Here is a 25,027-nt window from a genome sequence, read left to right as displayed (position 1 = left end):
TAGAGTGATTGGCGGGGCCTACCAGTGACAATAGGCGCCAATTGAATATCCTTGGGGTTCACCGCAGGAGCGGTCGGTAGAAAGAAGCCTGTCATGAGCGAAAGAACCACGTCAGCCAGCTGGGCATCAGGGATTGTGAAGGCACTCGAACTGGAAGGGCTGGACTGCCAGGCCATGTTCAAGCAGCTGGGGCTGGACTTCGCGGCCCTCGACGACCCTGACGCCCGCTTCCCGCAGGACTCCATGACCCGGCTCTGGCAGCTGGCGGTGGAGCTGTCGGGTAATGAGGCCATCGGCTTGAACATGGCGCGCGTGGTACGCCCGGCGTCGTTCCATGTGGTGGGCTATGCGTTGATGTCCAGCCGCACGCTGGCCGAAGGCTTCGAGCGCCTGGTGCGTTACCAGCGCATCATCGCCGAAAGCTCGGACCTGAGCTTCGTGCTTGGCCCTGAAGGTTATTCCCTGATCCTGACCGTACATGGCGACCACCTGCCGCCCACGCGGCACAGCGCCGAGGCCTCGCTGGCTTGCGCGTTGGCACTGTGCAAATGGCTCAGCGGCCGCCCGGTACAGCCGAGGCGGGTGCTGGTGCAGGGGCCTCAGCCGAAGAATATCGAACCGTACAAGGTGGCGTTTCATTCGCCGCTGGTGTTCGGTGCGCCGCACGATGCGCTGGTGTTCGAACGGGCCGACATGGAGGCGCCGCTGCCCACTGCCAATGAGGCCATGGCCGTGTTGCATGACCGTTTTGCCGGGGAGTATCTGGCCCGTTTTTCCGAAAGCAGGGTTACCCACCGCGTGCGCCAGGTGCTGTGCCGCATCCTGCCGCAGGGCGAGCCCAAGCGCGAGACCCTGGCGCAGGCCCTGCACCTGTCGCAACGTACCTTGCAGCGGCGGCTGCAGGAGGAGGGCACCAGCTTCCAGGCCTTGCTTGACGACACCCGCCGCGAACTGGCCGAGCAGTACCTGGCCCAGCCGGGCATGACCCTGCTGGAGGTCGCGTACCTGCTGGGCTTTGCCGACCCCAGCAACTTCTACCGGGCATTCCGCCGCTGGTTCGATGCCACGCCGAGTGAGTACCGTGCCCGTATGGGCGCGGAGGCCGAAGCGGTCAGTGACGCCAGAACGCCGGCATACACAGCACCAGCACCGTAATGATTTCGAGTCGGCCGAGCAGCATGCCGGCCGCCAGAATCCACTTGGCTGCGTCCGGCAGCGTGGCGTAGTTGCCCGACGGGCCGATCACTTCGCCCAGCCCGGGGCCCACACCTGAAACCGTACCGGCGGCACCGGTCAACGCGGTCATCCAGTCCACGCCCAGCAACGACAGCAGCAGGGCCATGACGCAGATGGTGATGGCGAAGAAGAACGAAAACGTCAGGATCGAACGCACGATGTCTTCATCTAGGCGGTGGCCGTTGTATTTCTGCTTGATCACCGCGCGCGGGTGGATCAGTTGGTTAAGGCTGGCCTTGAGCAGGATGTAGGCCACCTGGAAGCGGAAAATCTTGATACCGCCCGCCGTCGAGCCGGAGCAGCCGCCCACGAAACCCAGGTAAAAGAACAGCATCAGCGAGAAGTTGCCCCACAGGCTGTAGTCGCCCAGGGCGAAGCCGGTGGTGGTGACCACCGAGGTCACGTTCAGCGCCACATGGCGCAAGGCGTCGAGCCAGTGCAGGTTGGTGCTGTACCAGTACCAGGTGCCCAGCACTATCCAGGTAACCACCAGCATGCCCAGCAAGCCCTGCACCTGCTGGTCGCGGATCAGCGCCTTGCGGTTGCCGCGCAGGGTGGCCACATACAGGGTGAACGGCAAGCTGCCCATGATCATCACCACAACCGCCACCCAATGCACGGCCGGGATGTCCCATTTCGCCAGCGACTGGTCAGAGGTGGAGAAACCGCCGGTAGAGATCGCCGACATGGCGTGGTTGATCGCATCGAACGGGCTCATGCCTGCCCACCAGAAGGCCAGCGAGCCAAGGATCGAGAAGCCGACGTACACCCCCACGATCGACTTGGCGACCATGTGCGAACGCGGCATGACCTTTTCCGAACGGTCGGACGACTCGGTCTGGAACAGGCGCATGCCACCGATGCGCAGCAGCGGCAGGATCGCCACCGCCATGGCGATGAAACCGATACCGCCAAGCCAGTGCAGCATCGAGCGCCACATGAGAATGCCGGGTGACATGGTGTCGAGCCCGCTGAGCACGGTGGCGCCGGTGGCGGTGATGCCCGACATGCTTTCGAAGAAGGCGTCGGTGTAGCTGATGTGCTGGGTCAGCAGGAACGGCAGGGCGGCGAACACGCACACCACCAACCAGCTGCTGACCGTCAGCAGGTACATGTCGCGTGGGCGCAGGTGCACATGTTCGGGGCGCCCCTGCATCACCAGGGCCAGCCCGGCGATGAAGGTGATCAGGCTCGACCAGAGGAACGACGGCATGTCACCGGTGCGTTCGAAAATTACCAGGGTCGCCATGGGCACGGCCATGCTGACGGCGAGGGTAATCAGGAAGATGCCGATGATGAAACCAATGATCCTTAAGGTCGGCAACGCCATGTGATCTGCTCTGACTCGATTCGGAAGGGCGCCATTCTACCTATGGGTCTGGTGATGTAAACGCTAGAATGGCCGCACATTCAACTGCCAGGAGGGTAGCCGATGGAGGCTCTCGACGCATTGCTCAACCGTGTTTCCGTGCCACGCCTGACCGACCCGGCGCCGAACGCTGCCCAGCGCGAGGCGCTGTTCCAGGCCGCCTTGCGCGCCCCGGACCACGGCCAGCTGCGCCCCTGGCGCTTTCTGACCATCGAAGGCCAGGGCCGTGAGAAGCTGGGCGAGCTGTTTGCCGAAGCCGTGCAGAGCAGGGGCGACGCCAGCCAGGCCGCGCTGGACAAGGCCCGCGCCATGCCGTTGCGGGCGCCGCTGCTGATTGTGGTGGTGGCCAAGCTGCAGGAGCACTTCAAGGTGCCGAAGTCCGAACAGCGCCTGGCGGCGGGCTGTGCGGCGCATGGCATTCTGATTGCCGCACATGCGCAGGGTATCGGCGCGGTGTGGCGAACCGGGGACATGGCGTTCGATGCCCATGTGCACAAGGGGTTGGGGTTGGCCGAGAACGAGGAGTTGATCGGGTACCTGTATGTCGGCACGCCGCTGACCGAGCCGCGTACGGCGCCGATTCTGGAAACGGCTGATTTCGTCAGCGTCTGGGGCGAGTAACGCCGTTTTGGGCTGATTGTCGTATCAGGGCCACCGGCCTCTTCGCGGGCGTGCCCGCGAAGAGGCCGGTGGCCTTTACATCACCTCAACTGCCAGCAGCCTCAGCGACAGGCAACTCCAGCCTGGCCACAAATCCACCCTGTGGATGATTGTCAAAAATCAGGCTGCCGCCATGGCGCTCCGCCGCCTTGCGCGCAATCGCCAGCCCCAGCCCATGCCCCGGCGCTTCCTGCCCCGGCGCGCGGAAGAAGGGTTCGCCCAGCTGCGCCAGGTGTTCCGCTGCAGCCCCCGGTCCATGGTCACGCACGCTTATCACTATGCGGTCCTGCTCACGCACTGCACTCACTTCTACCGGCTGCCCGACCGGATTGAAGCGCAAGGCATTGCGCAGCAGGTTGTCCACGGCCCGCTCGATCAGCGTCGGCCAACCTTGCAAGGTCAACCCAGGCTGCGCCTCGAGGCGCACATCCTGGTCGGGCGCGCTGAGCAGGGCATCCTTGCGCACGCTGCCCAGCAGGGCGTTGAGGTCGACCGGTTCGGCATGGGCCTGCTCGGCATCCACCCGGGCCAGGGCCAGAATTTCGCTGATCAGGTCTTCCAGGCGGTCGCACTCGCGGGTCAGGCGTGGCCACAGGGTTTCCCGCTGCTCGGGCTCGGCGCGCTCGGCCAGCGCCAGGGCAATACGCAGTCGGGCCAATGGGGAACGCAACTCGTGCGACACATCGCGCAGCAACTGGCGCTGGCTGCCGATGGTGCTTTGCAGGCGCGCGCCCATCTTGTTGAAGTCCTTGGCCAGCACACCGAACTCGTCGCGCCGCGCTGCCAGCCGCGCCAGGCTGTTCTGCTGGTAGGTGGTCTGCCCCAGGTCATGCACCGCGCTGCGCAGGCGGCTGAGCGGGCGGGTAATGGACAGGGTCACCAGCAGGCTGAACAACGTCAGCACAACCAGGGCGATGCCCAGTGCACTGAGCGGCCACATCAGGCTTTCGCGGTGCCAGGCATCCAGTGCCGGGTGGGGAATGCGGTAGATCAGCAGGTAGGTTTCGCCGGTGTCGGGGCTGGTGTATTCCTCGGTCAGCCTGCGCCACGGCAGGCGCCGCTGGTCATTGTGCTGGCGCGCTTCGAAGGCCGCTGCACGGCGCGGGAAGGTACCGGGCACCACGGCTTCGCCACTGTCGTCGAGCACTTGCACGTCGATCTTGTAGCGGTCTTTACGCCGTTCCAGGAAGTGCTGTGCCGAATCCAGGCCTTCCTGCTCGTAATGCCTGGCCCACTTGCTGGCCAAGGTATTCAGGCCCGGGTGACGGCTGAGGATCCAGGCGTCCTGGTTGAGCATGTGGCCCAACAGGATCGACAGGCCTGCGACCAGGGTAATGGCCAGCCAGAAACTGGCCAGGATGCGCCAGAACAATGAACGCAAGTGCACCTCCTAAACGGGAAAAGCCCGGCCCGCAGTGATGCGGGCCGGGCATTGGGCAGACAGCTTACTGAGCCTTGGTGCCTTTTTCAGCTTTCCAGGCCTGGAACTCCTGCCACTCGGCTTTCTTGGCGGCGCGTTCCTTTTGCAGTTCGTCGAACTTCTTCTGCTGCTCAGGCTTGAGCAAATTGCGCACGGCGCTGTCGGTCTTGTCGCGGCTGGCTTTCAGCTCGTCCTTCATGGCTTTCTGGTCGGCGGCCGGCAGCTTGGACAGGTAGCGCTCGGTGATGTCGCGGCGCTGTTGCATCTGCTCGCCCATCAGCTTGCCGATCTGCTGACGCTGGTCGCGGCTCAGGTCCAGCTGGTGGAAAGGCGCATCACCGCGATGATGCGGGCCGTCGTGACGCGGGCCGCCGTCAGGCATGGCCATGGCCACGGTCGGCAGGGCGGCGGCGAACATCAGGGCGATAAGGGTCTTGCGCATGGTGTCTCTCCTTTCATAGGCCGGTGGTTACCGGATGAGCACAGTCTAGGGAGATCACCGTCAAGCGCAGTCAGCAGAGGGTAAAGGCAAGGTAAAGATGATTAGCCTGTGTAGGAGCGGCCTTGTGCCGCGATAGGGGCGCGCAGCGGCCCCGGCGATGTCACAGGCAGTAGTAATAGCCACGGCTGCGCAACGCCACGATGCGTGGCCGGCCATCGGCGTGGGGGCCAATCTTCTTGCGCAGGTTGCTGACGTGCATGTCCAGGCTGCGGTCGTACAGGGTCAGCTTGCGGCCCAGGCCGATCTGCGCCAGTTCTTGTTTGTCCAGCGGCTCGCCGGGCTGGCGCAGCAGCGCTTCGAGAATGCGGCTTTCGGACAGGGTCAGGGTCATTTCGCGGCCATCGATACTGGCCACGCCACGGGCAGGGCTGTACACCAGGTCGCCCAGCTCCACCTGGCTGGTGGTGGCGGTGGGGTGGCTGCGGCGCAGTACGGCGCGCAGGCGGGCGGTGAGTTCACGTGGGTCGCAGGGTTTGGCCAGGTAGTCGTCGGCACCCAGTTCGAGGCCAAGGATGCGGTCCAGCGGCTCGCCACGGGCGGAGAGCATCAATACCGGCAGTTCGGTATGTTCGCTGCGCAACTGCTTGAGCAGTTCCAGGCCGCTGCCGTCGGGCAGCATGACATCCAGCACCACGGCCGCCGGGGCGTGTTCGGCCAGGGCCTGGCGTGCGCTCTGGCCATCGTGGCAGGCACGTACGGTGAACCCTTCCTGGGTCAGCCAGCTGCTGAGCAGCTCGCACAGCTCCTGGTCATCATCAATCAGTAACAGCTCGCTCATGACTCACTCATTTCAACCATTGACGGCGGCTATTCGGCCCGCCAGTGGCAAAGATACCGCAGACTGATGGCAACTGTGTAACTGCCTCTACCGTGTCGCCTGCTTCGCGGGCGAGACCGCGAAGCAGGCGACACGGTCTTGGATCACGGCAGTACTTGCTTGAATGGCTTGACCACGACTTTGTCGTAAACGCCCGCAGCAATGTACGGATCGGCATCTGCCCAAGCCTGCGCCGCAGCCAGGGACTCGAACTCGGCAACGATCAGGCTACCGCTGAAACCCGCTTCGCCCGGGTCGTTGCTGTCGATGGCCGGGTGCGGGCCGGCCAGCACCACGCGGCCTTCGGCTTTGAGCTGCTGCAGGCGTTCGATATGCGCCGGGCGGGCAGCCAGGCGTTTTTCCAGGGAGTTTGCGACGTCGCTGGCGATGATGGCGTAGAGCATGTCAATCCTTGGGTTTGGAGGTAGAAGGGTCGTCGTGCAGGTGGCGCGACAGGTACACGCCTTGCGCCACCAGGAAGATCACGGTCATGCCCAGGCTGCCGAACACCTTGAAGTCCACCCAGAAGTCCTGGAAGGTGAAGGCGACGAACAGGTTGGCCGCGCCGCAGAACAGGAAGAAGGCAATCCAGGCCACGTTCAGGCGCGCCCAGATGACATCGGGCAAGGTCAGCGCGTGGCCCATGATGCGCTTGATCAGCACCCGGTCACCGATGAAGTGGCTGCCGGCAAAGCCCAGGGCGAACAGCCAGTTCACCACCGGCGCCTTCCACTTCAGGAAGGTTTCGCTGTGGAACGTCAGGGTCAGGCCGCCGAACACCAGGCAGGCCACCAGGGTCAGCCACTGGCCCTTTTCAAGCTTGCGCTGGCGCAGGAACAGCGCGCCGTACACCACCAGCGAGCTGATGATCAGCATGGCCGTGGCGCTGTAGATGCCGCCGAATTCGAAGCTGTGGCCGGCGACTTCCAGGGGGCGCGGGTCCAGCTTGTAGACGATGAAGAACAGCAGCAGCGGGATGAAATCGATGAATTGTTTCACAATGGCAGCCAGAATCGGGATGTGACGGCATAATAACAAACATCGATTCCAGCGAAAGCGCTCCTCCATGAATGTTGATCTGCACTGTCACAGCACGGCCTCCGACGGCGCCCTGTCGCCCTCGGTACTGGTTGCCCGGGCCCATGAGCACGGGGTGCAAACGCTGGCACTGACCGACCATGACACCATCGAAGGCCTGCCCGAAGCACGCCAGGCCTGCATCGAGCGGGGCATGCGCTGGGTGAGCGGCGTCGAGCTGTCGTGCACCTGGGGTGGTGCGACCATCCATGTGCTGGGCTATGACTTCCCGCTCGACGCGCCGCCTTTGCTGGCGGCAATCGAAGCGTTGCACCGTGGCCGCTGGCTGCGCGCCGAAGAAATCGACAAACGGCTGGCCGCCAAGGGCATGCCTGGCACCCTCGAAGGCGCCCGTGCCGTGCAGCACGAGCTGGGCGACAGCGGCAACGCCCCGGCGCGCCCGCATTTTGCCGAGTACCTGGTGCGCGCCGGGCACGTCAAGGACCGTGGCGAAGCGTTTCGCAAGTGGCTGGGCGCCGGCAAGCTGGGCGACGTCAAGCAGCACTGGCCGACCCTCGACGAAACTGTCGCCACCCTGCGCCAGTCCAAAGCGTGGGTGAGCCTGGCGCACCCCATGCATTACGATCTGACCCGCAGCAAGCGCAGACGGTTGATTGCCGACTATATTCAGGCAGGCGGGCAGGCACTTGAGGTGGTCAACGGGATGATGCCGGCCGAGCAGGTGGGCACCCTGTCCATCCTCACCCGTGAGTTCGGCCTGCTGGCAAGCGCTGGCAGTGACTTCCACGGCCCCGGCACCTGGGGCGAGATCGGTGCCTATCGGCCTTTGCCCGAGGACTTGCCACCTCTGTGGCGTCGATTCAGCCATGAACAGCCTTTGGCGCTATGAACAGGACGACTACGTGAGCCAATTTTTCCAGATTCATCCGGAGAACCCGCAGCAGCGCCTGATCAAGCAGGCTGTCGAGATTATCCGCAAGGGCGGTGTGGTGGTGTACCCGACGGATTCGGCCTACGCACTGGGTTGCCAGATGGGTGACAAGGCGGCCATCGAACGGGTACGGCGCCTGCGCGGGCTGGACAAGACGCACAACTTCACCCTCATGTGCTGCGACATGTCGCAGCTGGGGTTGTACGCCAAGGTCGACACCGGCACCTTCCGCCTGCTCAAGGCGCATGTGCCGGGGCCTTACACGTTCATCCTCAACGGTACGCGTGAAGTGCCGCGCCTGCTGTTGCACGATAAACGCCGCACTATCGGCCTGCGGGTGCCGGCCCATGCCATCACCCTGGCCCTGCTGGCCGAACTGGGCGAGCCGTTGATGAGCGTGAGCCTGATCCTCCCGGGCGACACCGAGCCGATGACCGACCCTTACGAAATCCGTGAGCGCCTGGAGCATCACGTCGACCTGGTGATCGATGGCGGCTTCGGCGACCTCAAGGCCTCTACCATCATCGACCTCTCCGGCGATGAGCCCGAGCTGATCCGCGAAGGCTGCGGCGACCCCACGCCGTTCCTGGTCAACGCGTGAGCCAGGTGGAAACGCCCGAGGCACCGGCCGAACAGGCCGAAGCGCCTCGGCAGTTGCAGTTGGCCCTGGTCTACGGCGAAGCCCTGACCGAGCTGCCGCTGGACCTGTACATCCCGCCGGACGCGCTGGAAGTCATCCTCGAGGCCTTTGAAGGCCCGTTGGACCTGCTGCTGTACCTGATCCGCAAGCAGAACATCGACATTCTCGACATCCCGGTGGCGGAAATCACCCGCCAGTACATGGGCTACGTGGAGCTGATGAAAAGCGTGCGCCTTGAACTGGCCGCCGAGTACCTGGTGATGGCCGCCATGCTCGCCGAGATCAAGTCGCGCATGCTGCTGCCGCGTTCGGCTGATGTCGAGGAAGAGGAGGGCGACCCACGCGCCGAACTGATCCGCCGCCTGCAGGAGTACGAGCGTTTCAAAGCCGCCGCCGAAGGCATTGATGAATTGCCACGGGTAGGCCGCGATGTGGTGGTGCCACGCCTGGAGGCGCCGCAGGCCAAGGTGCGCAAGCTGTTGCCGCAAGTGAGCCTGGAAGAGTTGCTGGTGTCCATGGCCGAGGTGATGCGCCGCAACGACCTGTTCGAAAGCCACCAGATCACCCGTGAAACGCTGTCTACCCGCGAGCGCATGAGCCAGGTGCTGGAGCGCCTAAAGGGCGGTGCTTTCGTGCCGTTCGTCGAGTTGTTTGCCGCCGAAGAGGGCAAGCTGGGCGTGGTGGTCACCTTCATGGCGATTCTCGAGCTGGTGAAGGAATCGCTGATCGAACTGGTGCAGAATGAACCTTTCGCCGCCATTCACGTGCGGCTCCGCCCGGCGCTTGTTGAAGAACCTGATGAACCTGAATGACCCCCGCGACCTGGCGTCGCTGATCGAAGCTTTCTTGCTGGCGTCGGGCAAACCGCAGTCCCTGGAACGCCTGTACGAGCTGTTCGAAGAGGCCGAGCGCCCAGAGCCCAAGGTGTTCAAGCAGGCCCTGGACGTGCTGGGCAAGTCGTGCAATGGCCGAGCGTTCGAGCTCAAGGAAGTGGCCAGCGGCTACCGCCTGCAAATCCGCGAGGACTATGCGCCCTGGGTCGGGCGCCTGTGGGAAGAGCGCCCGCAACGCTATTCACGTGCGCTGCTCGAAACCCTGGCGCTGATTGCCTACCGCCAGCCCATCACCCGTGGCGAGATCGAGGACGTGCGGGGCGTGGCGGTGAACAGCAACATCATCAAGACCATGATGGAGCGCGAGTGGATTCGCGTGGTCGGCTACCGCGAAGTGCCGGGGCGGCCGGCGATGTTTGCCACCACCAAGGCGTTTCTTGACCACTTCAACCTCAAGAGCCTGGATGAGCTGCCGGCCTTGGCCGAGCTGCGCGAGATGGAGCCGGAGCCGGTGCTCGACCCGGACGATGCGCCAGTGCCGGCGCACCTGCAGGCGTTGGCAGATGCCAGCCTTGGGGAGGAAGAAGAGGGTGTTGAGCCGAAGGAGGAAACCAGCTTCCGTAGCTTGCTGGTGGAGCTGGATGCCATGGAAGATGGGTTGAAGACCGACTTTGATGACTTGCGCGAGGAAGAACCAGGGGCTTCGGTGGAAGAAGAGGGCAAGTTACAGCCCTGATCTGCTGTTGCCCATACACCACCATTAGGCAGAAACCCCAGCCAAAGCCCACAAAACCCTCTACCCTCCAGTGCGTTCTTCCCCTGAACCGCGTATGATGCGCGGCCTTTTGGCGCGCTCGTCGCCAAAAAACCTGTTTTCATTCCTACACCGGGAGGTGCCCAGATGAGTGAGCAAGACCTGCAAGATACCGAAATCACCCCGCCATCCGGCGAAAAGCTGCAAAAAGTGCTGGCACGCATTGGCGTGGGTTCTCGCCGTGACGTCGAAGCCTGGATCAGCCAGGGCCGCATCAAGGTGAACGGCGTCGAGGCCACCCTTGGCCAGCGCGTCGACCTGCACGACGCCATTGCCGTAGACGGCAAGCTGATCAAGCGTGAGGAGGCCGCCGAGGCCACTCGCCGGGTGATCATGTACAACAAGCCCGATGGCGAAATCTGCACCCGTGACGACCCGGAAGGCCGCCCGACCGTGTTCGACCGCCTGCCACGGCCAAAAGAAGGCCGCTGGATCAACATCGGCCGCCTCGACATCAACACCACTGGCCTGCTGCTGTTCACCACCGACGGTGAACTGGCCAACCGCCTGATGCACCCGTCCTACGAGATGGACCGTGAGTATGCGGTGCGTGTGCGCGGTGAAGTCGATGACGAGATGATCGAGCGCCTGAAAGCCGGTGTGATGCTGGAAGACGGCCCGGCCAAGTTCACCGACATCCAGAAGGCACCGGGTGGTGAAGGCTTCAACCACTGGTACCACTGTGTGGTGATGGAAGGCCGTAACCGTGAGGTGCGTCGCCTGTGGGAATCCCAGGGCATGGTGGTCAGCCGCCTGAAGCGCGTGCGTTTTGGCCCGGTGTTCCTCAACTCCGACCTGCCGATGGGCCGCTGGCGTGAAATGACCCAGGGCGAAATCGACATCCTGGCCGCCGAAGTGGGCCTGCAGCCGGTTGCGCTGCCCGCCATGAAGCTCAAGGCCAAGGACAAGATGGAGCGCCTGCAGCGCAAGTCGACCCGCCCGCTGGGCCGTGGCGAGCGCGTGCGCAACCTGCGCCCGGCCCACGAAGGTGCCGCTACCGGTGAACGCCCGGCGCGTCAGCCGCGTGAAGAGGCTCCGCGTAAAAACACCCGCGGCAGCACGGTGGCCGAGCGCCCGAGCGAAATGCGCAAGCGTCCGGCCAAGCCTGAAGGTGACAAGCCGGCAGGCCGTGGTCGCGGTAAACCGCGTGGCTGATCGGCCTGCGTGGTGATGAGAAACCAGCCTTCGGGCTGGTTTTTTTATGCCTGCGATGTATTGCGGGCACGGCAAGATATTGAACAAAAAGAATTTTTCTGACGACTGGCAAGTTCTTGAACCGGCTTGTAAAGAAATTTATACGAATATGGCCGGTTTCAGCCCTGATTCCAGATTTAACCCAATCGTGTAAACAAACCTTGCCGTCACCGATGTGCCAAACCCGCCAACTCCACCTTGCCCTCCCTTGCCCGAACCCCCGTCCCCACGGTGTTATAGCCGCCATTGCCGTGTGCAAGAGCCCGTCCACAGAGCCTGGCTGACAAAACAACAAATGGAGGCGCCATGTACGCCGATCACTCTGCCTTTGAAGGCCCATACCACAGGATCGCTGCGTTTTTTCCGGATGGAAGAGCGCAACGCGTTGACGCCTGCGCGCTTGCAGGGGTATACAGTGCGCCGCGTTTTACCTGTGACCCTTTTGCGTACCGCGCACTCTTGATCACGCCGGGTTGACCCGCTTCGGCGGCGCCTGAGGTCAAGAAACCCAAGGTAACCACCTTGCCCATTCCGCTGCGCCACGAGCGCGGTGGGTCCGATTCCGTCACAGATAAAAACAATGCAGGTGACTTCGTTCATGAGTGGACAAAACATGCATTCAGGCGAGCTCAAGCGGGGCCTGAAGAACCGCCATATCCAGTTGATCGCCCTGGGTGGTGCAATTGGTACCGGCCTGTTCCTCGGCTCGGCAGGCGTGATGAAATCCGCCGGCCCGTCGATGATCCTTGGCTACGCCATCTGCGGCTTCATCGCCTTCATGATCATGCGCCAGCTTGGCGAGATGATTGTCGAAGAGCCGGTGGCCGGCTCGTTCAGCCACTTTGCACACACCTACTGGGGCGGCTTCGCCGGCTTCCTGTCGGGTTGGAACTGCTGGGTGCTGTATATCCTGGTGGGCATGTCGGAGCTTTCGGCGGTTGGCAAGTATGTCCACTACTGGTGGCCGGAGATCCCGACCTGGGTCACTGCGGCGGCGTTCTTCGTGCTGATCAACGCCATCAACCTGATGAACGTGAAGTTCTTCGGTGAAGCCGAATTCTGGTTCGCCATCATCAAGGTCGTGGCCATCGTCAGCATGATCGGCCTGGGTGCCTACCTGCTCACCAGCGGCAGCGGCGGGCCGGATGCCACCATCGCCAACCTGTGGTCCCACGGCGGCTTCTTCCCGAACGGTGTCAGCGGGCTGGTGATGGCCCTGGCGTTCATCATGTTCTCGTTCGGTGGCCTGGAAATGCTCGGTTTCACTGCTGCCGAAGCCGACAAGCCGAAGACCGTGATCCCCAAGGCGATCAACCAGGTCATCTGGCGTATCCTGATTTTCTACGTAGGTGCCTTGGTGGTATTGCTGTCGTTGACGCCATGGGACAACCTGGTCGCCAGCATCGATGCCTCGGGTGGCAGCTATGGCAGCAGCCCGTTCGTGCAAGTGTTCTCGCTGCTGGGCAGTGACGTTGCTGCCCACTTGCTGAACTTCGTGGTCCTGACAGCCGCACTGTCGGTGTACAACAGCGGCACCTACTGCAACGCGCGCATGCTGCTGGGCATGGCCGAACAGGGCGATGCCCCGGCGTCGCTGGCCAAGGTCGACAAGCGTGGTGTGCCCGTGCGTTCGATCCTGGTGTCGGCTGCCGTTACCTTCGTGGCCGTACTGCTCAACTACCTGATGCCGCAGAATGCCCTGGAGCTGCTGATGTCGCTGGTGGTGGCTACCCTGGTGATCAACTGGGCGATGATCAGCTATTCGCACCTGAAGTTCCGCCAGCACCTGGACCGTACCGGCCAGAAGCCGCTGTTCAAGGCGCTGTGGTACCCCTACGGTAACTACGTGGTGCTGGCCTTCGTGGTGCTGATCCTCGGCATCATGCTGATGATTCCGGGTATACAGGTTTCGGTGTATGTCATGCCGGTTTGGTTGTTCGGGATGTTTGTGGTCTACATGGTCAAGCCGCGCCGCCGGATGAATGCCGGTGGGGCTGTGGGTCACGTGGCCAAGTAAGCAACTCAAGGCCGTATGCAAAAACCCGAAGTCAGGTGACTGGCTTCGGGTTTTTTGTTGCCTGTGCAGGCAACACATCAGATCTGCTCCAGCAACCAGCCCCTGAATGCCCGCAACGACGGCAAGGCCTCATTCCTGGGCGGGTAGATCAGGTAATAACTACGCTGGCTGGCAAACGCCACGCCCGGGCTGTGCAGCTCACCCTTGGCCAACTCCTCTTCCACCAGAATACGCGGCACCAGCCCGATACCAATCCCGGCCCGCACTGCCTGGATCAGGTGCGAGGTCAGCTCGAAGCTGGGCCCCAGGCGCATTGCCCGGTGCGGCAGGCCATGGTGCGAGAACCACTCGCCCCAGGCATGCGGGTTGTTGGCCACATTCAACAGCACCTCTTCACTGATCCGTGCCGGGCTCCAGCCTTGGCTGTCGGCCCCGGCCTCCGGTGGCAGGATCACCACCAGTTCCTCGGCATGCAGGCGATGGCAGATCAGCCCCGGCAGGTCGTGACTGGCCACACCGATGGCGGCGTCGATTTCGCTGGTGTCGAAGTTGATGGCTTCGATACGTGAATGGATGTGCACCAGCATGCCCGGGTGGGCGCTGTAGAACGCATGCAGCCGTGGCAGCAGCCATTTCGAGCCGAACGTTGGCAGGGTAGCCAGGCGCAAGGTGCCGACCCCCGACTGGTACGCCAGCGCCTGCAAGGTGGCACTGCGGATGCGCCCCAGCGCCTCGCTGAGCTCGCGTTGGTAAAGGCGACCCACATCCGTCAGCTGTACCTGGCGGCCTTCGCGGCGGAACAAGGTGAGGCCCAGTTGCTGTTCCAGCGCCTGCACCTGGCGGCTGACCGCGCTTTGCGTCAGCGACAGTTCGGCGGCGGCGCGGGTGTAGCTTTCATGGCGGGCGGCGGCCTCGAAGGCCAACAGCAGCGACATGGACGGTGTCAGGTGGCGGTAATTCATTCATAAAAGTCATTGATAGCGGCAGGATTATCCGTTTGCTCCTAAAGCGAAACTACAGGAACATTGGCGTATACGTCATCCCTGCATGCATCAACCCATGCCGGAGCGACAGGAGTCCCGTGAATTAGCCAATATCAAGAGGCCATCCTTCGATGATCGCCCAGCTGCCGACCGTTGCACCGAGCGCCAACTACCCCGAATTCCTCGAAGCCCTGCGCAACAGCGGCTTCCGTGGCCAGATCAGTGCCGACTACGGCACCCGCACGGTGTTGGCCACCGACAACTCGATTTACCAGCGCTTGCCCCAGGCCGCAGTGTTCCCGCTGGATGCCGACGATGTGGCGCGGGTTGCCACACTGATGGGCGAGGCGCGTTTCCAGAACGTCAAGCTGACCCCGCGCGGCGGTGGCACCGGCACCAATGGCCAGTCGCTGACCGACGGCATCGTCGTCGACCTGTCGCGCCATATGAACAAGATCCTCGAAATCAACGTCGAGGAACGTTGGGTGCGGGTGCAGGCCGGTACGGTCAAGGACCAGCTCAATGCCGCGCTCAAGCCGCACGGGCTGTTCTTCGCCCCTGAGCTGTCCACCTCCAACCGTGCCACTGTCGGCGGCATGATCAACACCGACGCCAGTGGCCAAGGCAGCTGCACCTACGGCAAAACCCGCGACCATGTGCTGGAGCTGCACAGCGTGCTGCTCGGCGGCGAACGCCTGCACAGCCTGCCAATCGACGATGCCGCGCTGGCACAGGCCTGTGCCGCACCTGGCCGGGTCGGCGAGGTGTACCGCATGGCCCGGGAGATCCAGGAAACCCAGGCTGAACTGATCGAAACCACTTTTCCCAAGCTGAACCGCTGCCTGACCGGTTATGACCTGGCGCACCTGCGCGATGAGCAGGGCCGCTTCAACCTCAACAGCGTGCTGTGTGGTGCCGAGGGCTCGCTGGGCTATGTGGTGGAAGCCAAGCTCAACGTGCTGCCGATCCCCAAATATGCGGTACTGGTGAACGTGCGCTACACCAGCTTCATGGATGCCCTGCGTGATGCCAATGCGCTGATGGCGCACAAGCCGCTGTCGATCGAGACCGTCGACTCCAAGGTGCTGATGCTGGCGATGAAGGACATCGTTTGGCACAGCGTTGCCGAGTACTTCCCGGCCGACCCCGACCGCCCGACCCTGGGTATCAACCTGGTGGAGTTCTGCGGCGATGAGCCGGCAGAGGTCAACGCCCGGGTGCAAGCCTTCGTCGAGCACTTGCAGGCGGATACCAGTGTCGAGCGCCTGGGGCATACGCTGGCTGAAGGCGCCGAGGCGGTGACCCGCGTCTACGTGATGCGCAAGCGTTCGGTGGGCTTGCTGGGTAACGTCGAGGGCGAGGTGCGCCCGCAGCCGTTCGTGGAAGACACGGCGGTACCGCCAGAGCAACTGGCCGACTACATCGCCGACTTCCGCGCCCTGCTGGACGGTTACGGCCTGGCCTACGGCATGTTCGGCCACGTCGATGCTGGTGTACTGCACGTGCGCCCGGCGCTGGACATGAAGGACCCGGCCCAGGCCGCGCTGGTGAAGCCGATTTCCGACGCCGTGGCCGCGCTGACCAAAAGCTATGGCGGCCTGCTGTGGGGCGAGCACGGCAAAGGCCTGCGTTCGGAATACGTGCCGGAGTACTTTGGTGAGCTGTATCCGGCGCTGCAGCGCCTGAAAGGCGCCTTCGACCCGCACAACCAGCTCAACCCCGGCAAGATCTGCACACCGCTGGGCAGTGCCGAGGGCCTGACCCCGGTCGATGGCGTAACCCTGCGCGGCGACCTCGACCGCACCATCGACGAGCGCGTGTGGCAGGACTTCCCCAGTGCCGTGCACTGCAACGGCAACGGCGCCTGCTACAACTACGACCCCAACGACGCCATGTGCCCGTCGTGGAAGGCCACCCGTGAGCGCCAGCATTCGCCCAAGGGCCGCGCCTCGCTGATGCGCGAGTGGCTGCGCCTGCAAGGCGAAGCGAACATCGACGTGTTGGCCGCAGCCCGCAACAAGGTGTCGTGGCTCAAGGGCCTCCCGGCACGCCTGCGCAACAACCGCGCGCGCAGCCAGGGGCAGGAAGACTTCTCCCACGAAGTGTACGACGCCATGGCCGGCTGCCTGGCGTGCAAGTCGTGCGCCGGGCAGTGCCCGATCAAAGTCAACGTGCCGGACTTCCGTTCGCGCTTCCTCGAGCTGTACCACGGCCGCTATCAGCGCCCGCTGCGTGACTACCTGATCGGCTCGCTGGAATTCACCATCCCGTACCTGGCCCACGCACCGGGCCTGTACAACGCGGTCATGGGCTCTAAGTGGGTCAGCAAGCTGCTGGCCGACAGCATTGGCATGGTCGACAGCCCGTTGATCAGCCGCTTCAACTTCCAGTCCACGCTGACCCGTTGCCGTGTCGGCGTGGCCAGTGTGCCGGCCCTGCGTGAACTGACCCCGGCCCAGCGCGAGCGCAGCATCGTGCTGGTGCAGGACGCCTTCACCCGCTATTTCGAGACCCCGCTGCTGTCAGCCTTCATCGACCTGGCCCACCGCCTGGGCCACCGGGTATTCCTGGCGCCTTACAGTGCCAACGGCAAGCCTTTGCATGTACAGGGCTTCCTGGGGGCGTTCGCCAAGGCGGCGATCCGTAACGCTACCCAGCTCAAGGCCCTGGCCGACTGCGGTGTGCCTCTGGTGGGGCTGGACCCGGCGATGACCCTGGTGTACCGCCAGGAGTACCAGAAAGTGCCGGGGCTGGACGGTTGCCCGAAGGTGCTGTTGCCGCAGGAATGGCTGATGGACGTGCTGCCCGAGCAGGCGCCGACCGCACCGGGCAACTTCCGCCTGATGGCGCACTGCACCGAGAAGACCAACGTGCCGGCCAGTACCAAACAGTGGGAGCAGGTGTTTGCCCGCCTGGGCCTGAAGCTGGTGACCGAGGCGACGGGTTGCTGCGGTATGTCGGGGACCTACGGCCACGAGGCGCGTAACCAGGAGACTTCGCGGACCATCTTCGAGCAAAGCTGGGCAACCAAGCTGGACAAGGAAGGAGAGCCGCTGGCGACCGGTTACTCGTGCCGCAGCCAGGTCAAGCGCATGACCGAGCGCAAGATGCGCCACCCGCTTGAAGTGGTGTTGCAGTACGCCCAGCGTTAACGTTCAGGGCTTCGGGGGCTGCCAGGCAGCCCCCAGCTTTCAATGATCTCGATGCCGCCGCACCTGCCTGTACAGATACAGGCTCAACACCAGCCCACAACCCGCCGCACCCGCCGCAAACAGAAACATCGAAGCAAACCCGAACCCCGCCGCCACCGCGCCCACCAGTGGCCCGGTCACCCCCAGCGACAAGTCAATGAACAGCGAATACGCCCCCACAGCCGCCCCGCGGTTGGCCGCCGACACCTGATTCACCGCCTCCACACCCAGCGCCGGGAACACCAGCGAGAAGCCAAACCCGCTAAGCGCTGCTCCTGCCAAGGCCAACTCGGCGCTGGGCGCCAGCCACAGCATCACCAACCCCAGTGTTTCCACCGACAGGCAGGCAATCGCCACCCGGAACCCGCCAATGCGGTTGATCAGGTTGCCAAACAGCAGCCGCGCACTGATGAAGCTGGCGCCGAACAGGCTCAAGGTCAGCGCGGCATTGGCCCAGCCGCGGCTGGCGTAGTACAAGGTGATGAACGTGGCGATGGTGCCAAAGCCGATCGAGCCCAGGGCCAGTCCCGAACCGTGCGGGAACACCTTGCCCAGCACGCGCAGGAACGGCAGGCGTACGCCACTGACGATAGGGGCGGCCTGTTTCGGCCAGGCCAGCAGCAGGCCGAGGATGCACAGCAGGATAATGCTGACGCCCATGCTCCACAGCCCCAGGCTCTTGACCATCAGCACGCCCAGCGGTGCACCGACGGCCAGTGCGCCATAGCTGGCGATGCCGTTCCAGGAGATGACCTTGGCGGTGTTTTCAGCGCCCACCCGACCGATGCCCCAGCCAATCGCGCCCGCACCTACCAGGCTTTCGGCGCTGCCCAGTGCTAGCCGGCCGACCAGCAGGCAGGCCAGGCTCAGCCAGGGCTGGTGGGTGAGGAAGGCGCAGGCCAGCATGAACACCCCGCTAAGCCCGCAGCCTACAAGGCCGTACATGACCGCCTTCTTGCTGCCGTGGTTGTCGATGATGCGGCTGGCGGAGGGGCGGCTGAGCAGCGTGGCGAGGTACTGCACGCTGATCACAAGGCCCGCGACCACGGCGCTGAACCCCAGGTCGTTGTGCACATAGCCGGGCAACACGGCCAGCGGGATGCCGATGTTGAGGTAGCCAATGAAGGTGAAAAGGACGATGGAGACGACTTGCAGTGTGACCGCAAGGGGGCGCGGTGATTCGGGCATGGGGGCCTGCGAGGGTTCTGGACAGTGTGAAAACGTGATGACGGGGGTAGCCCGCAGGTCAGCCGTTTTCACACTGTTGGAGGTTGCGCGATTTATTCCTGGTCAGCGCTGGATTGATCGTCACCATCCTGCTCGACGGCAGCTGCCGGTTCGGCGTGAACGGTCACGGATGGCTCTTCTGGGTTCAGGCTTGGGAAGGGAAGATTCGGGATTTCGTGCATCTCGTCGTTCCTCGCAAGTGTGAGTGAAAAGTCTGCGCCAGGCGCGGTTGAAGCTTCGCAAAGCTGGGGCAGGATACACAAGTCTGGATGACAGTTTGGTTTTTTTACCGCTCGTTTGTCGGTTTTGCGGGCGAACAGCGCACATTAGTCATAAAAAAACGGGGCCGATTGCGGCCCCTTTTTTCAGCGATCACTTCCGGCCTTCGGCCGTTTCCGCCACCTTGTCGGTGCGGGCGCACATGATGAAGTCGTTGCGGTGCAGGCCCTTGATCGAGTGGCTCCACCAGGTCACGGTAACTTTGCCCCACTCGGTCAGCAGCCCAGGGTGGTGGCCTTCGGCCTCGGCGATTTCGCCTACGGCGTTGGTGAACGCCAGGGCGTGCTTGAAGTTCTTGAACAGGAAGACGCGCTCCAGCTCCATGTGGCCGTCACGTACTTCGATGTTCCAGTCCGGGATTTCGCGAATCAGCTCGGCCAGCTCTTCGTCGGTGACTTTTGGAGCGTCAGCGCGGCAGGCTTCGCAATGGGCTTGGTTCAAGGCATTCATGGGTGTTTTCCGGTTCGAGTTGTTATCGGCAGGGTCGCTCAGGCAGCGACCTTGGGTGGAAACTTCGGTGCGTGCAGGCCCAGCTGCATGGCCTTGTGGACCATGCTCATGATGTCTTCGTGGGCCAGGTCGAACAGGCACTTCATGTTGGGGAGCACGAAATACAGCGGCTGCAGGATGTCGATACGGTACGGGGTACGCATGGCTTCGATCGGGTCGAAGGCCTGGTGTTCAGGCTCGCCAGACAGACTGTAGACGGTCTCTTTCGGTGACGAGAGGATGCCGCCGCCATAGATCTTGCGGCCCTGGGCGGTTTCCATCAGGCCAAACTCGATGGTCATCCAGTACAGGCGCGCCAGGTACACGCGTTGTTCCTTGGTTGCCGCCAGGCCGAGCTTGCCGTAGGTGTGGGTGAACTCGGCGAACCATGGGTTGGTCAGCAGCGGGCAGTGGCCGAAAATCTCGTGGAAGATATCGGGCTCTTGCAGGTAGTCCAGCTCTTCCGGGGTGCGGATGAACGTGGCGACCGGGAAGCGTTTGCTGGCCAGCAATTCGAAGAAGGTCTGGAAGGGAATCAGCGCCGGAACCCGGGCAACCTGCCAGCCGGTGGTGGCACCCAGCACCTTGTTGATCTCGCCCAGTTGCGGGATACGGTCATGGGGCAGCTTGAGCTGGTCGATGCCGTCCAGGTATTCCTGGCACGCGCGGCCTTCGATCACTTTCAGCTGCCGGGTGATCAGGGTGTTCCATACCGCATGCTCTTGCTGCGGGTAATCGATAAAACCATGCGCATCGGGCTCACGTGCCACGTAGTGCGTCTGTTTCATGAGGCTCTCCTGGTGAGGGCTTTTCTTGTTATGTGCAGGACATGCCTAAGGAATATCCCTTCACTGGCCGTTTTGCACGGGTGCAAGCGGCTGCCGCGCCAGCGGGTGAAGCGGATTTCGTAACGATAATTTTACAAAAGAGCCTGGGTGTCGGAAAATTCGGGGCGTACGGCTGATGGTTACGCTGTTTTTGTCAGCTTATCTTTACGACTTTTCCGCGCAATGTTGAAAAACATTGGCGCTTCGAGAGCCCTCATGCGTATCAAAGTGCATTGCCAGAACCGCATTGGCATCCTGCGCGACATCCTCAACCTGCTGGTGGAGTACGGCATCAACGTGCTGCGGGGCGAGGTCGGCGGTGACCATGGCAACGCCATCTACCTGCACTGCCCGAACCTGATCAACCTGCAGTTCCAGGCCTTGCGACCGAAGTTCGAGGCGATTGCCGGGGTATTTGGCGTCAAGCGCGTGGGTCTGATGCCCAGCGAACGCCGGCACATGGAGCTGAATGCCTTGCTCGGGGCGCTGGACTTCCCGGTGCTGTCGATCGACATGGGCGGCAGCATCGTCGCCGCCAACCGCACCGCAGCGCAGTTGCTGGGGGTGCGCGTGGATGAGGTGCCGGGCATGCCGCTGGCGCGCTATGTGGAAGACTTCGATCTGCCGGAGTTGGTGCGGGCGAACAAATCGCGCATCAATGGCCTGCGTATCAAGGTCAAAGGTGATGTGTTCCTGGCGGATATCGCACCGCTGCAGTCCGAGCACGACGACAGCGAGGCGTTGGCTGGCGCCGTACTCACCCTGCACCGTGCCGACCGCATTGGCGAACGCATCTACAACGTGCGCAAGCAGGAACTGCGAGGCTTCGACAGCATTTTCCAAAGCTCGCGAGTGATGGCCGCCGTGGTGCGCGAGGCCCGCCGCATGGCGCCGCTGGATGCGCCGCTGCTGATCGAGGGTGAGACCGGCACTGGCAAGGAGCTGCTGGCGCGCGCCTGCCACCTGGCCAGCCCCCGTGGGCAGTCGCCGCTGATGGCGCTCAATTGCGCCGGCTTGCCCGAGTCGATGGCCGAAACCGAGCTGTTCGGTTACGGCCCCGGGGCATTCGAAGGTGCGCGGGCAGAGGGCAAGCTGGGGCTGCTGGAACTGACCGCAGGCGGCACGCTGTTCCTTGACGGGGTAGGGGAGATGAGCCCGCGCCTGCAGGTGAAGTTGCTGCGCTTTTTGCAGGACGGCTGTTTCCGCCGGGTAGGCAGCGATGAAGAGGTGTACCTGGATGTGCGGGTGATCTGCGCGACCCAAGTGGATTTGTCCGAGTTGTGCGCGCGCGGCGAGTTTCGTCAGGACCTTTATCACCGCCTGAACGTGTTGTCGCTGCACATTCCGCCTTTGCGCGAATGCATGGATGGCCTGGAAGGGTTGGTGCAGCACTTTCTCGACCAGGCCAGCCGACAAATCGGCTGTGCCATGCCGCGCCTGGCGCCGGCCGCGATGGACAAACTTGGGCAATACCATTGGCCGGGCAATGTAAGGCAGTTGGAAAACGTATTGTTCCAGGCGATTTCTTTATGTGAAGGCGGCGTGGTTAAAAGCGAGCATATACGTTTGCCGGATTATGGCGCGCGGCAACCGTTGGGTGAGTTTTCGCTGGAGGGCGATCTTTCGCAGATTGTCGGGCGCTTTGAAAAAGCGGTGCTGGAAAGTTTGATGGGGGAGTTTCCGAGTAGCCGGGCTTTAGGGAAAAGGCTGGGCGTTTCGCATACAACCATCGCAAACAAGTTAAGGGATTATTCGCTTGGCAAGTCTGTCGATTAATTGGGCTTTGCAAAAGGTGAAAGGGGCCCGTAGGGCCCCTGATTCAGAAGGTATCAGCCGTTGGAGCAGCCGTTCCCCATCACGCGGTATTCGAGAATGTGCTTCTGGCCCTTGGAGTCCTCGTAGGTCATGCGGGCTGGCACGACTTCGCACACATTGGGCACTTCGCTCATGGAGATGACGCGGGCAATGTCCAGGTGCTGCGAGTAACTGTACTGTTCAACCGGAATCTGCTCGGCATCTTTGGCTTCGCCGGCCATTGCCGCGCCGCAAAGACTGCCAAGTACCAATACCAGTAAAGCTTTCATTTTCTATTTACCTGTCTAAGGTCGTGAGGGGGCACGCGGCGCTTATGGCGCCGCGAGTACTGCTAGTTTTAACTATCGGGATTAGAGGGAGATTAACGTTTGCCTTCGTGGGGGCTGTTACCAGTTGTTAATCGCCTTGCCGTTGCTGGCGAGGTGAATTTTAGGGTTGTGGCCAAGGCCGAAACAGTGGGTCTTTTGATAAAGTGTTTTGACAGAATCTGTAACAATCCTCTGGTAAAGCCCCTCGTTTTTTTTCGTGGTCAGGGCTGTAATCCGCATGCCAGAGCACTTTGGCGGAACGGGCGTACCAAATTACTACCAACGTCGAATGGCTTTTGTCGCTCTGGTACAGTTACAAACGGTTCCATACAAAAACAACTATTACACCGAGGTAACAAAGATGAGTGCGGCTCCACTGTATCCCGTTCGTCCCGAGGTTGCGGCCACTACCCTGACCGACGAGGCCACCTACAAGGCCATGTACCAGCAATCGGTGATCAATCCGGACGGCTTCTGGCGCGAGCAGGCCCAGCGAATCGACTGGATCAAGCCGTTCACCAAGGTCAAGCAGACCTCCTTCGACGACCATCACGTCGATATCAAATGGTTCGCCGACGGCACTCTGAACGTTTCCTCGAACTGCCTGGATCGCCACCTTGAAGAGCGCGGCGACCAGCTGGCCATCATCTGGGAAGGCGACGACCCTTCCGAACACCGCAACATCACCTACCGCGAACTGCACGAGCAGGTGTGCAAGTTCGCCAACGCCCTGCGTGGCCAGGACGTGCACCGGGGTGATGTGGTCACCATCTACATGCCGATGATCCCCGAAGCCGTGGTCGCCATGCTGGCCTGCGCCCGCATCGGTGCAATCCACTCGGTGGTGTTCGGTGGTTTCTCGCCCGAGGCGCTGGCTGGCCGTATCATCGACTGCAAGTCCAAGGTGGTGATCACCGCCGACGAGGGCCTGCGTGGCGGCCGCCGCACCCCACTCAAGGCCAACGTCGACCTGGCGCTGACCAACCCTGAAACCAATAGCGTGCAGAAGATCATCGTGTGCAAGCGCACCGGTGGCGACATTGCCTGGCACCAGCATCGCGACATCTGGTACGAAGACCTGATGAGAGTGGCCTCCAGCCACTGCGCGCCGAAAGAAATGGGGGCCGAGGAAGCGCTGTTCATCCTCTACACCTCCGGTTCTACCGGTAAGCCGAAAGGTGTGCTGCACACCACCGGCGGTTACCTGGTGTATGCCGCCCTGACCCATGAGCGGGTATTCGACTACCGCCCGGGTGAAGTGTACTGGTGCACTGCCGACGTAGGCTGGGTCACCGGCCACAGCTACATCGTGTACGGCCCGCTGGCCAATGGCGCCACTACCCTGCTGTTCGAGGGTGTGCCGAACTACCCTGACATCACCCGCGTGTCGAAGATCGTCGACAAGCACAAGGTCAACATCCTCTACACCGCGCCCACTGCCATCCGCGCGATGATGGCCGAAGGGCAGGCAGCTGTTGAAGGTGCTGACGGCTCCAGCCTGCGCCTGCTCGGCTCGGTGGGCGAGCCGATCAACCCCGAAGCCTGGAACTGGTACTACAAGACCGTGGGCAAGGAGCGTTGCCCGATCGTCGATACCTGGTGGCAGACCGAGACCGGTGGCATTCTGATCAGCCCGCTGCCGGGTGCTACCGGCCTGAAACCGGGGTCGGCTACCCGTCCGTTCTTCGGCGTGGTGCCAGCGCTGGTGGACAACCTGGGTAACCTGATCGACGGTGCTGCCGAGGGCAACCTGGTGATCCTCGACTCCTGGCCGGGCCAGTCGCGTTCGCTGTTCGGCGACCACGATCGTTTCGTCGACACCTACTTCAAGACCTTCCGTGGCATGTACTTCACCGGTGACGGTGCGCGCCGTGACGAGGATGGCTATTACTGGATCACGGGCCGTGTGGATGACGTGCTCAACGTATCCGGGCACCGCATGGGTACCGCCGAGATCGAAAGTGCCATGGTGGCCCACGCGAAGGTGGCCGAGGCTGCAGTGGTTGGCGTGCCGCACGACATCAAAGGGCAGGGCATCTATGTGTATGTCACCCTCAATGCCGGTATCGAGGCCAGCGAGCAGCTGCGCCTGGAGTTGAAGAACTGGGTGCGCAAGGAAATCGGCCCAATCGCCTCGCCGGATGTGATCCAGTGGGCACCGGGGCTGCCGAAAACGCGTTCGGGCAAGATCATGCGCCGTATCCTGCGCAAGATTGCCACCGGTGAGTACGATGCGTTGGGCGATATCTCGACCCTGGCCGACCCGGGCGTGGTGCAACACCTGATCGATACCCACAAGGCCATGAACCTGGCCTCGGCCTGATAGCGAAGCAGGGCCGTGTGAACAGAAAACCCCGCCCGGGCAACCCGGCGGGGTTTTTGCTTTACTGTTACCCGACATTCATCGGTAACTGTTCTGTCACCCGCCTTGCACACG

23 protein-coding genes are annotated in these 25,027 nt (G+C 62.7%); 11 read left to right on the top strand and 12 right to left on the bottom strand.

Features of this window, described 5'->3' with window-relative positions; all coding sequences use genetic code 11:
- Nucleotides 1-93 precede the first annotated feature (93 nt).
- A complete protein-coding gene (locus B9A31_RS11640; RefSeq protein WP_016711871.1) occupies nt 94-1,155 on the top strand; it encodes an AraC family transcriptional regulator in 1,062 nt (353 codons plus the stop codon).
- Here B9A31_RS11640 and B9A31_RS11635 read toward each other — a convergent pair.
- Nucleotides 1,112-2,566, bottom strand: a complete 1,455-nt coding sequence (locus tag B9A31_RS11635; RefSeq protein ID WP_027609410.1) for a TrkH family potassium uptake protein — start codon at nt 2,564-2,566, stop codon at nt 1,112-1,114. The two genes, B9A31_RS11640 and B9A31_RS11635, sit on opposite strands and share 44 nt — an antisense overlap.
- A 102-nt stretch (nt 2,567-2,668) precedes the next feature.
- Here B9A31_RS11635 and B9A31_RS11630 point away from each other — a divergent pair, with 102 nt between their 5' ends.
- Entirely contained in the window at nt 2,669-3,226 is a 558-nt protein-coding gene (locus tag B9A31_RS11630) for an NAD(P)H nitroreductase (RefSeq protein ID WP_019099112.1), read from the top strand.
- An 85-nt stretch (nt 3,227-3,311) separates the two neighbouring features.
- Here B9A31_RS11630 and B9A31_RS11625 read toward each other — a convergent pair whose 3' ends face one another.
- From B9A31_RS11625 to B9A31_RS11605, 5 genes are all read right to left on the bottom strand, one after another.
- Nucleotides 3,312-4,652: a sensor histidine kinase gene (locus B9A31_RS11625; protein WP_019099113.1), complete on the bottom strand. Its 1,341-nt coding sequence runs from the start codon at nt 4,650-4,652 to the stop codon at nt 3,312-3,314.
- 58 nt (nt 4,653-4,710) lie between these two features.
- Nucleotides 4,711-5,127, bottom strand: coding sequence for a Spy/CpxP family protein refolding chaperone (locus tag B9A31_RS11620; RefSeq protein WP_019099114.1), 417 nt, complete (start codon nt 5,125-5,127; stop codon nt 4,711-4,713).
- Between the two features lie 160 nt (nt 5,128-5,287).
- Nucleotides 5,288-5,965, bottom strand: coding sequence for a response regulator transcription factor (locus B9A31_RS11615; protein WP_016711866.1), 678 nt, complete (start codon nt 5,963-5,965; stop codon nt 5,288-5,290).
- 143 nt (nt 5,966-6,108) lie between these two features.
- A complete protein-coding gene (locus B9A31_RS11610) occupies nt 6,109-6,408 on the bottom strand; it encodes a YciI family protein (protein WP_012273585.1) in 300 nt (99 codons plus the stop codon).
- A gap of 1 nt (nt 6,409) precedes the next feature.
- Entirely contained in the window at nt 6,410-7,003 is a 594-nt protein-coding gene (locus B9A31_RS11605; RefSeq protein ID WP_019099115.1) for a septation protein A, read from the bottom strand.
- A 67-nt stretch (nt 7,004-7,070) separates the two neighbouring features.
- On the opposite strand from B9A31_RS11605, the gene B9A31_RS11600 reads away from it, so the two are divergent.
- The 6 genes from B9A31_RS11600 to B9A31_RS11575 all read left to right on the top strand — a co-directional run bounded on the left by B9A31_RS11600 (nt 7,071) and on the right by B9A31_RS11575 (nt 13,471).
- On the top strand, nt 7,071-7,931 hold the full coding sequence (locus B9A31_RS11600; RefSeq protein ID WP_019099116.1) for a PHP domain-containing protein: 861 nt from the start codon (nt 7,071-7,073) through the stop codon (nt 7,929-7,931).
- Between the two features lie 13 nt (nt 7,932-7,944).
- Entirely contained in the window at nt 7,945-8,574 is a 630-nt protein-coding gene (locus tag B9A31_RS11595; RefSeq protein ID WP_033693405.1) for an L-threonylcarbamoyladenylate synthase, read from the top strand.
- Between the two features lie 125 nt (nt 8,575-8,699).
- The gene (locus B9A31_RS11590) at nt 8,700-9,425 is read left to right on the top strand and encodes a segregation and condensation protein A (RefSeq protein ID WP_161751096.1); all 726 of its coding nucleotides are present in this window, start codon (nt 8,700-8,702) and stop codon (nt 9,423-9,425) included.
- Entirely contained in the window at nt 9,412-10,182 is a 771-nt protein-coding gene (scpB, locus tag B9A31_RS11585) for an SMC-Scp complex subunit ScpB (RefSeq protein ID WP_019099119.1), read from the top strand. The genes B9A31_RS11590 and scpB overlap by 14 nt, the downstream gene beginning before the upstream one ends.
- A gap of 165 nt (nt 10,183-10,347) precedes the next feature.
- Nucleotides 10,348-11,415 (top strand): 23S rRNA pseudouridine(2605) synthase RluB, encoded by a 1,068-nt coding sequence (gene rluB, locus B9A31_RS11580; RefSeq protein WP_012273579.1) that lies wholly within the window; start codon nt 10,348-10,350, stop codon nt 11,413-11,415.
- A 637-nt stretch (nt 11,416-12,052) separates the two neighbouring features.
- Nucleotides 12,053-13,471 (top strand): amino acid permease, encoded by a 1,419-nt coding sequence (locus B9A31_RS11575; protein ID WP_161751068.1) that lies wholly within the window; start codon nt 12,053-12,055, stop codon nt 13,469-13,471.
- 77 nt (nt 13,472-13,548) lie between these two features.
- Here the strand turns inward: B9A31_RS11575 and B9A31_RS11570 are convergent, their stop codons facing one another.
- The gene (locus B9A31_RS11570; protein ID WP_016711859.1) at nt 13,549-14,433 is read right to left on the bottom strand and encodes a LysR substrate-binding domain-containing protein; all 885 of its coding nucleotides are present in this window, start codon (nt 14,431-14,433) and stop codon (nt 13,549-13,551) included.
- Between the two features lie 152 nt (nt 14,434-14,585).
- Between B9A31_RS11570 and B9A31_RS11565 the strand changes: the two genes are divergently transcribed.
- The gene (locus tag B9A31_RS11565) at nt 14,586-17,606 is read left to right on the top strand and encodes a D-2-hydroxyglutarate dehydrogenase YdiJ (protein WP_084297003.1); all 3,021 of its coding nucleotides are present in this window, start codon (nt 14,586-14,588) and stop codon (nt 17,604-17,606) included.
- A gap of 39 nt (nt 17,607-17,645) precedes the next feature.
- On the opposite strand, the gene B9A31_RS11560 is transcribed toward B9A31_RS11565, so the two are convergent.
- The 4 genes from B9A31_RS11560 to phhA all read right to left on the bottom strand — a co-directional run bounded on the left by B9A31_RS11560 (nt 17,646) and on the right by phhA (nt 20,428).
- Nucleotides 17,646-18,833 carry an MFS transporter gene (locus B9A31_RS11560; protein ID WP_027615318.1) on the bottom strand — a complete coding sequence of 396 codons (1,188 nt, stop codon included), beginning with the start codon at nt 18,831-18,833 and terminating at the stop codon, nt 17,646-17,648.
- A gap of 92 nt (nt 18,834-18,925) precedes the next feature.
- On the bottom strand, nt 18,926-19,054 hold the full coding sequence (locus B9A31_RS27480; protein ID WP_016488505.1) for a hypothetical protein: 129 nt from the start codon (nt 19,052-19,054) through the stop codon (nt 18,926-18,928).
- 190 nt (nt 19,055-19,244) lie between these two features.
- Nucleotides 19,245-19,601, bottom strand: coding sequence for a 4a-hydroxytetrahydrobiopterin dehydratase (locus B9A31_RS11555; protein WP_003254532.1), 357 nt, complete (start codon nt 19,599-19,601; stop codon nt 19,245-19,247).
- Nucleotides 19,602-19,639: 38 nt separating this feature from the next.
- Nucleotides 19,640-20,428, bottom strand: a complete 789-nt coding sequence (gene phhA / locus B9A31_RS11550) for a phenylalanine 4-monooxygenase (protein ID WP_084297002.1) — start codon at nt 20,426-20,428, stop codon at nt 19,640-19,642.
- A gap of 255 nt (nt 20,429-20,683) precedes the next feature.
- Between phhA and B9A31_RS11540 the strand changes: the two genes are divergently transcribed.
- Nucleotides 20,684-22,243 (top strand): sigma-54-dependent transcriptional regulator, encoded by a 1,560-nt coding sequence (locus B9A31_RS11540; RefSeq protein ID WP_084297001.1) that lies wholly within the window; start codon nt 20,684-20,686, stop codon nt 22,241-22,243.
- A gap of 53 nt (nt 22,244-22,296) precedes the next feature.
- Here B9A31_RS11540 and B9A31_RS11535 read toward each other — a convergent pair whose 3' ends face one another.
- Entirely contained in the window at nt 22,297-22,551 is a 255-nt protein-coding gene (locus B9A31_RS11535) for a DUF2790 domain-containing protein (RefSeq protein WP_003260110.1), read from the bottom strand.
- 400 nt (nt 22,552-22,951) lie between these two features.
- Between B9A31_RS11535 and acs the strand changes: the two genes are divergently transcribed.
- A complete protein-coding gene (gene acs, locus B9A31_RS11530; protein ID WP_084297000.1) occupies nt 22,952-24,913 on the top strand; it encodes an acetate--CoA ligase in 1,962 nt (653 codons plus the stop codon).
- Nucleotides 24,914-25,027 lie beyond the last annotated feature (114 nt).

This window comes from Pseudomonas sp. URIL14HWK12:I5, from assembly GCF_900176445.1.
GTDB classification, from domain to species: domain Bacteria; phylum Pseudomonadota; class Gammaproteobacteria; order Pseudomonadales; family Pseudomonadaceae; genus Aquipseudomonas; species Aquipseudomonas monteilii.
Note: the sequence above shows the minus strand (reverse complement) of the source record. Positions and strands in the feature narration are given on the sequence as shown.

Excerpts from the sequence above, each read along its gene's own strand:
- B9A31_RS11640 (WP_016711871.1), top strand. The coding sequence starts at position 94 with ATGAGCGAAAGAACCACGTCAGCCAGCTGGGCATCAGGGATTGTGAAG.
- B9A31_RS11635 (WP_027609410.1), bottom strand. The coding sequence starts at position 2,566 with ATGGCGTTGCCGACCTTAAGGATCATTGGTTTCATCATCGGCATCTTC.
- B9A31_RS11630 (WP_019099112.1), top strand. The coding sequence starts at position 2,669 with ATGGAGGCTCTCGACGCATTGCTCAACCGTGTTTCCGTGCCACGCCTG.
- B9A31_RS11620 (WP_019099114.1), bottom strand. The coding sequence starts at position 5,127 with ATGCGCAAGACCCTTATCGCCCTGATGTTCGCCGCCGCCCTGCCGACC.
- B9A31_RS11615 (WP_016711866.1), bottom strand. The coding sequence starts at position 5,965 with ATGAGCGAGCTGTTACTGATTGATGATGACCAGGAGCTGTGCGAGCTG.
- B9A31_RS11610 (WP_012273585.1), bottom strand. The coding sequence starts at position 6,408 with ATGCTCTACGCCATCATCGCCAGCGACGTCGCAAACTCCCTGGAAAAA.
- B9A31_RS11600 (WP_019099116.1), top strand. The coding sequence starts at position 7,071 with ATGAATGTTGATCTGCACTGTCACAGCACGGCCTCCGACGGCGCCCTG.
- scpB (WP_019099119.1), top strand. The coding sequence starts at position 9,412 with ATGAACCTGAATGACCCCCGCGACCTGGCGTCGCTGATCGAAGCTTTC.
- rluB (WP_012273579.1), top strand. The coding sequence starts at position 10,348 with ATGAGTGAGCAAGACCTGCAAGATACCGAAATCACCCCGCCATCCGGC.
- B9A31_RS11575 (WP_161751068.1), top strand. The coding sequence starts at position 12,053 with ATGAGTGGACAAAACATGCATTCAGGCGAGCTCAAGCGGGGCCTGAAG.
- B9A31_RS11570 (WP_016711859.1), bottom strand. The coding sequence starts at position 14,433 with ATGAATTACCGCCACCTGACACCGTCCATGTCGCTGCTGTTGGCCTTC.
- B9A31_RS11565 (WP_084297003.1), top strand. The coding sequence starts at position 14,586 with ATGATCGCCCAGCTGCCGACCGTTGCACCGAGCGCCAACTACCCCGAA.
- B9A31_RS11560 (WP_027615318.1), bottom strand. The coding sequence starts at position 18,833 with ATGCCCGAATCACCGCGCCCCCTTGCGGTCACACTGCAAGTCGTCTCC.
- B9A31_RS27480 (WP_016488505.1), bottom strand. The coding sequence starts at position 19,054 with ATGCACGAAATCCCGAATCTTCCCTTCCCAAGCCTGAACCCAGAAGAG.
- B9A31_RS11555 (WP_003254532.1), bottom strand. The coding sequence starts at position 19,601 with ATGAATGCCTTGAACCAAGCCCATTGCGAAGCCTGCCGCGCTGACGCT.
- phhA (WP_084297002.1), bottom strand. The coding sequence starts at position 20,428 with ATGAAACAGACGCACTACGTGGCACGTGAGCCCGATGCGCATGGTTTT.
- B9A31_RS11540 (WP_084297001.1), top strand. The coding sequence starts at position 20,684 with ATGCGTATCAAAGTGCATTGCCAGAACCGCATTGGCATCCTGCGCGAC.
- B9A31_RS11535 (WP_003260110.1), bottom strand. The coding sequence starts at position 22,551 with ATGAAAGCTTTACTGGTATTGGTACTTGGCAGTCTTTGCGGCGCGGCA.
- acs (WP_084297000.1), top strand. The coding sequence starts at position 22,952 with ATGAGTGCGGCTCCACTGTATCCCGTTCGTCCCGAGGTTGCGGCCACT.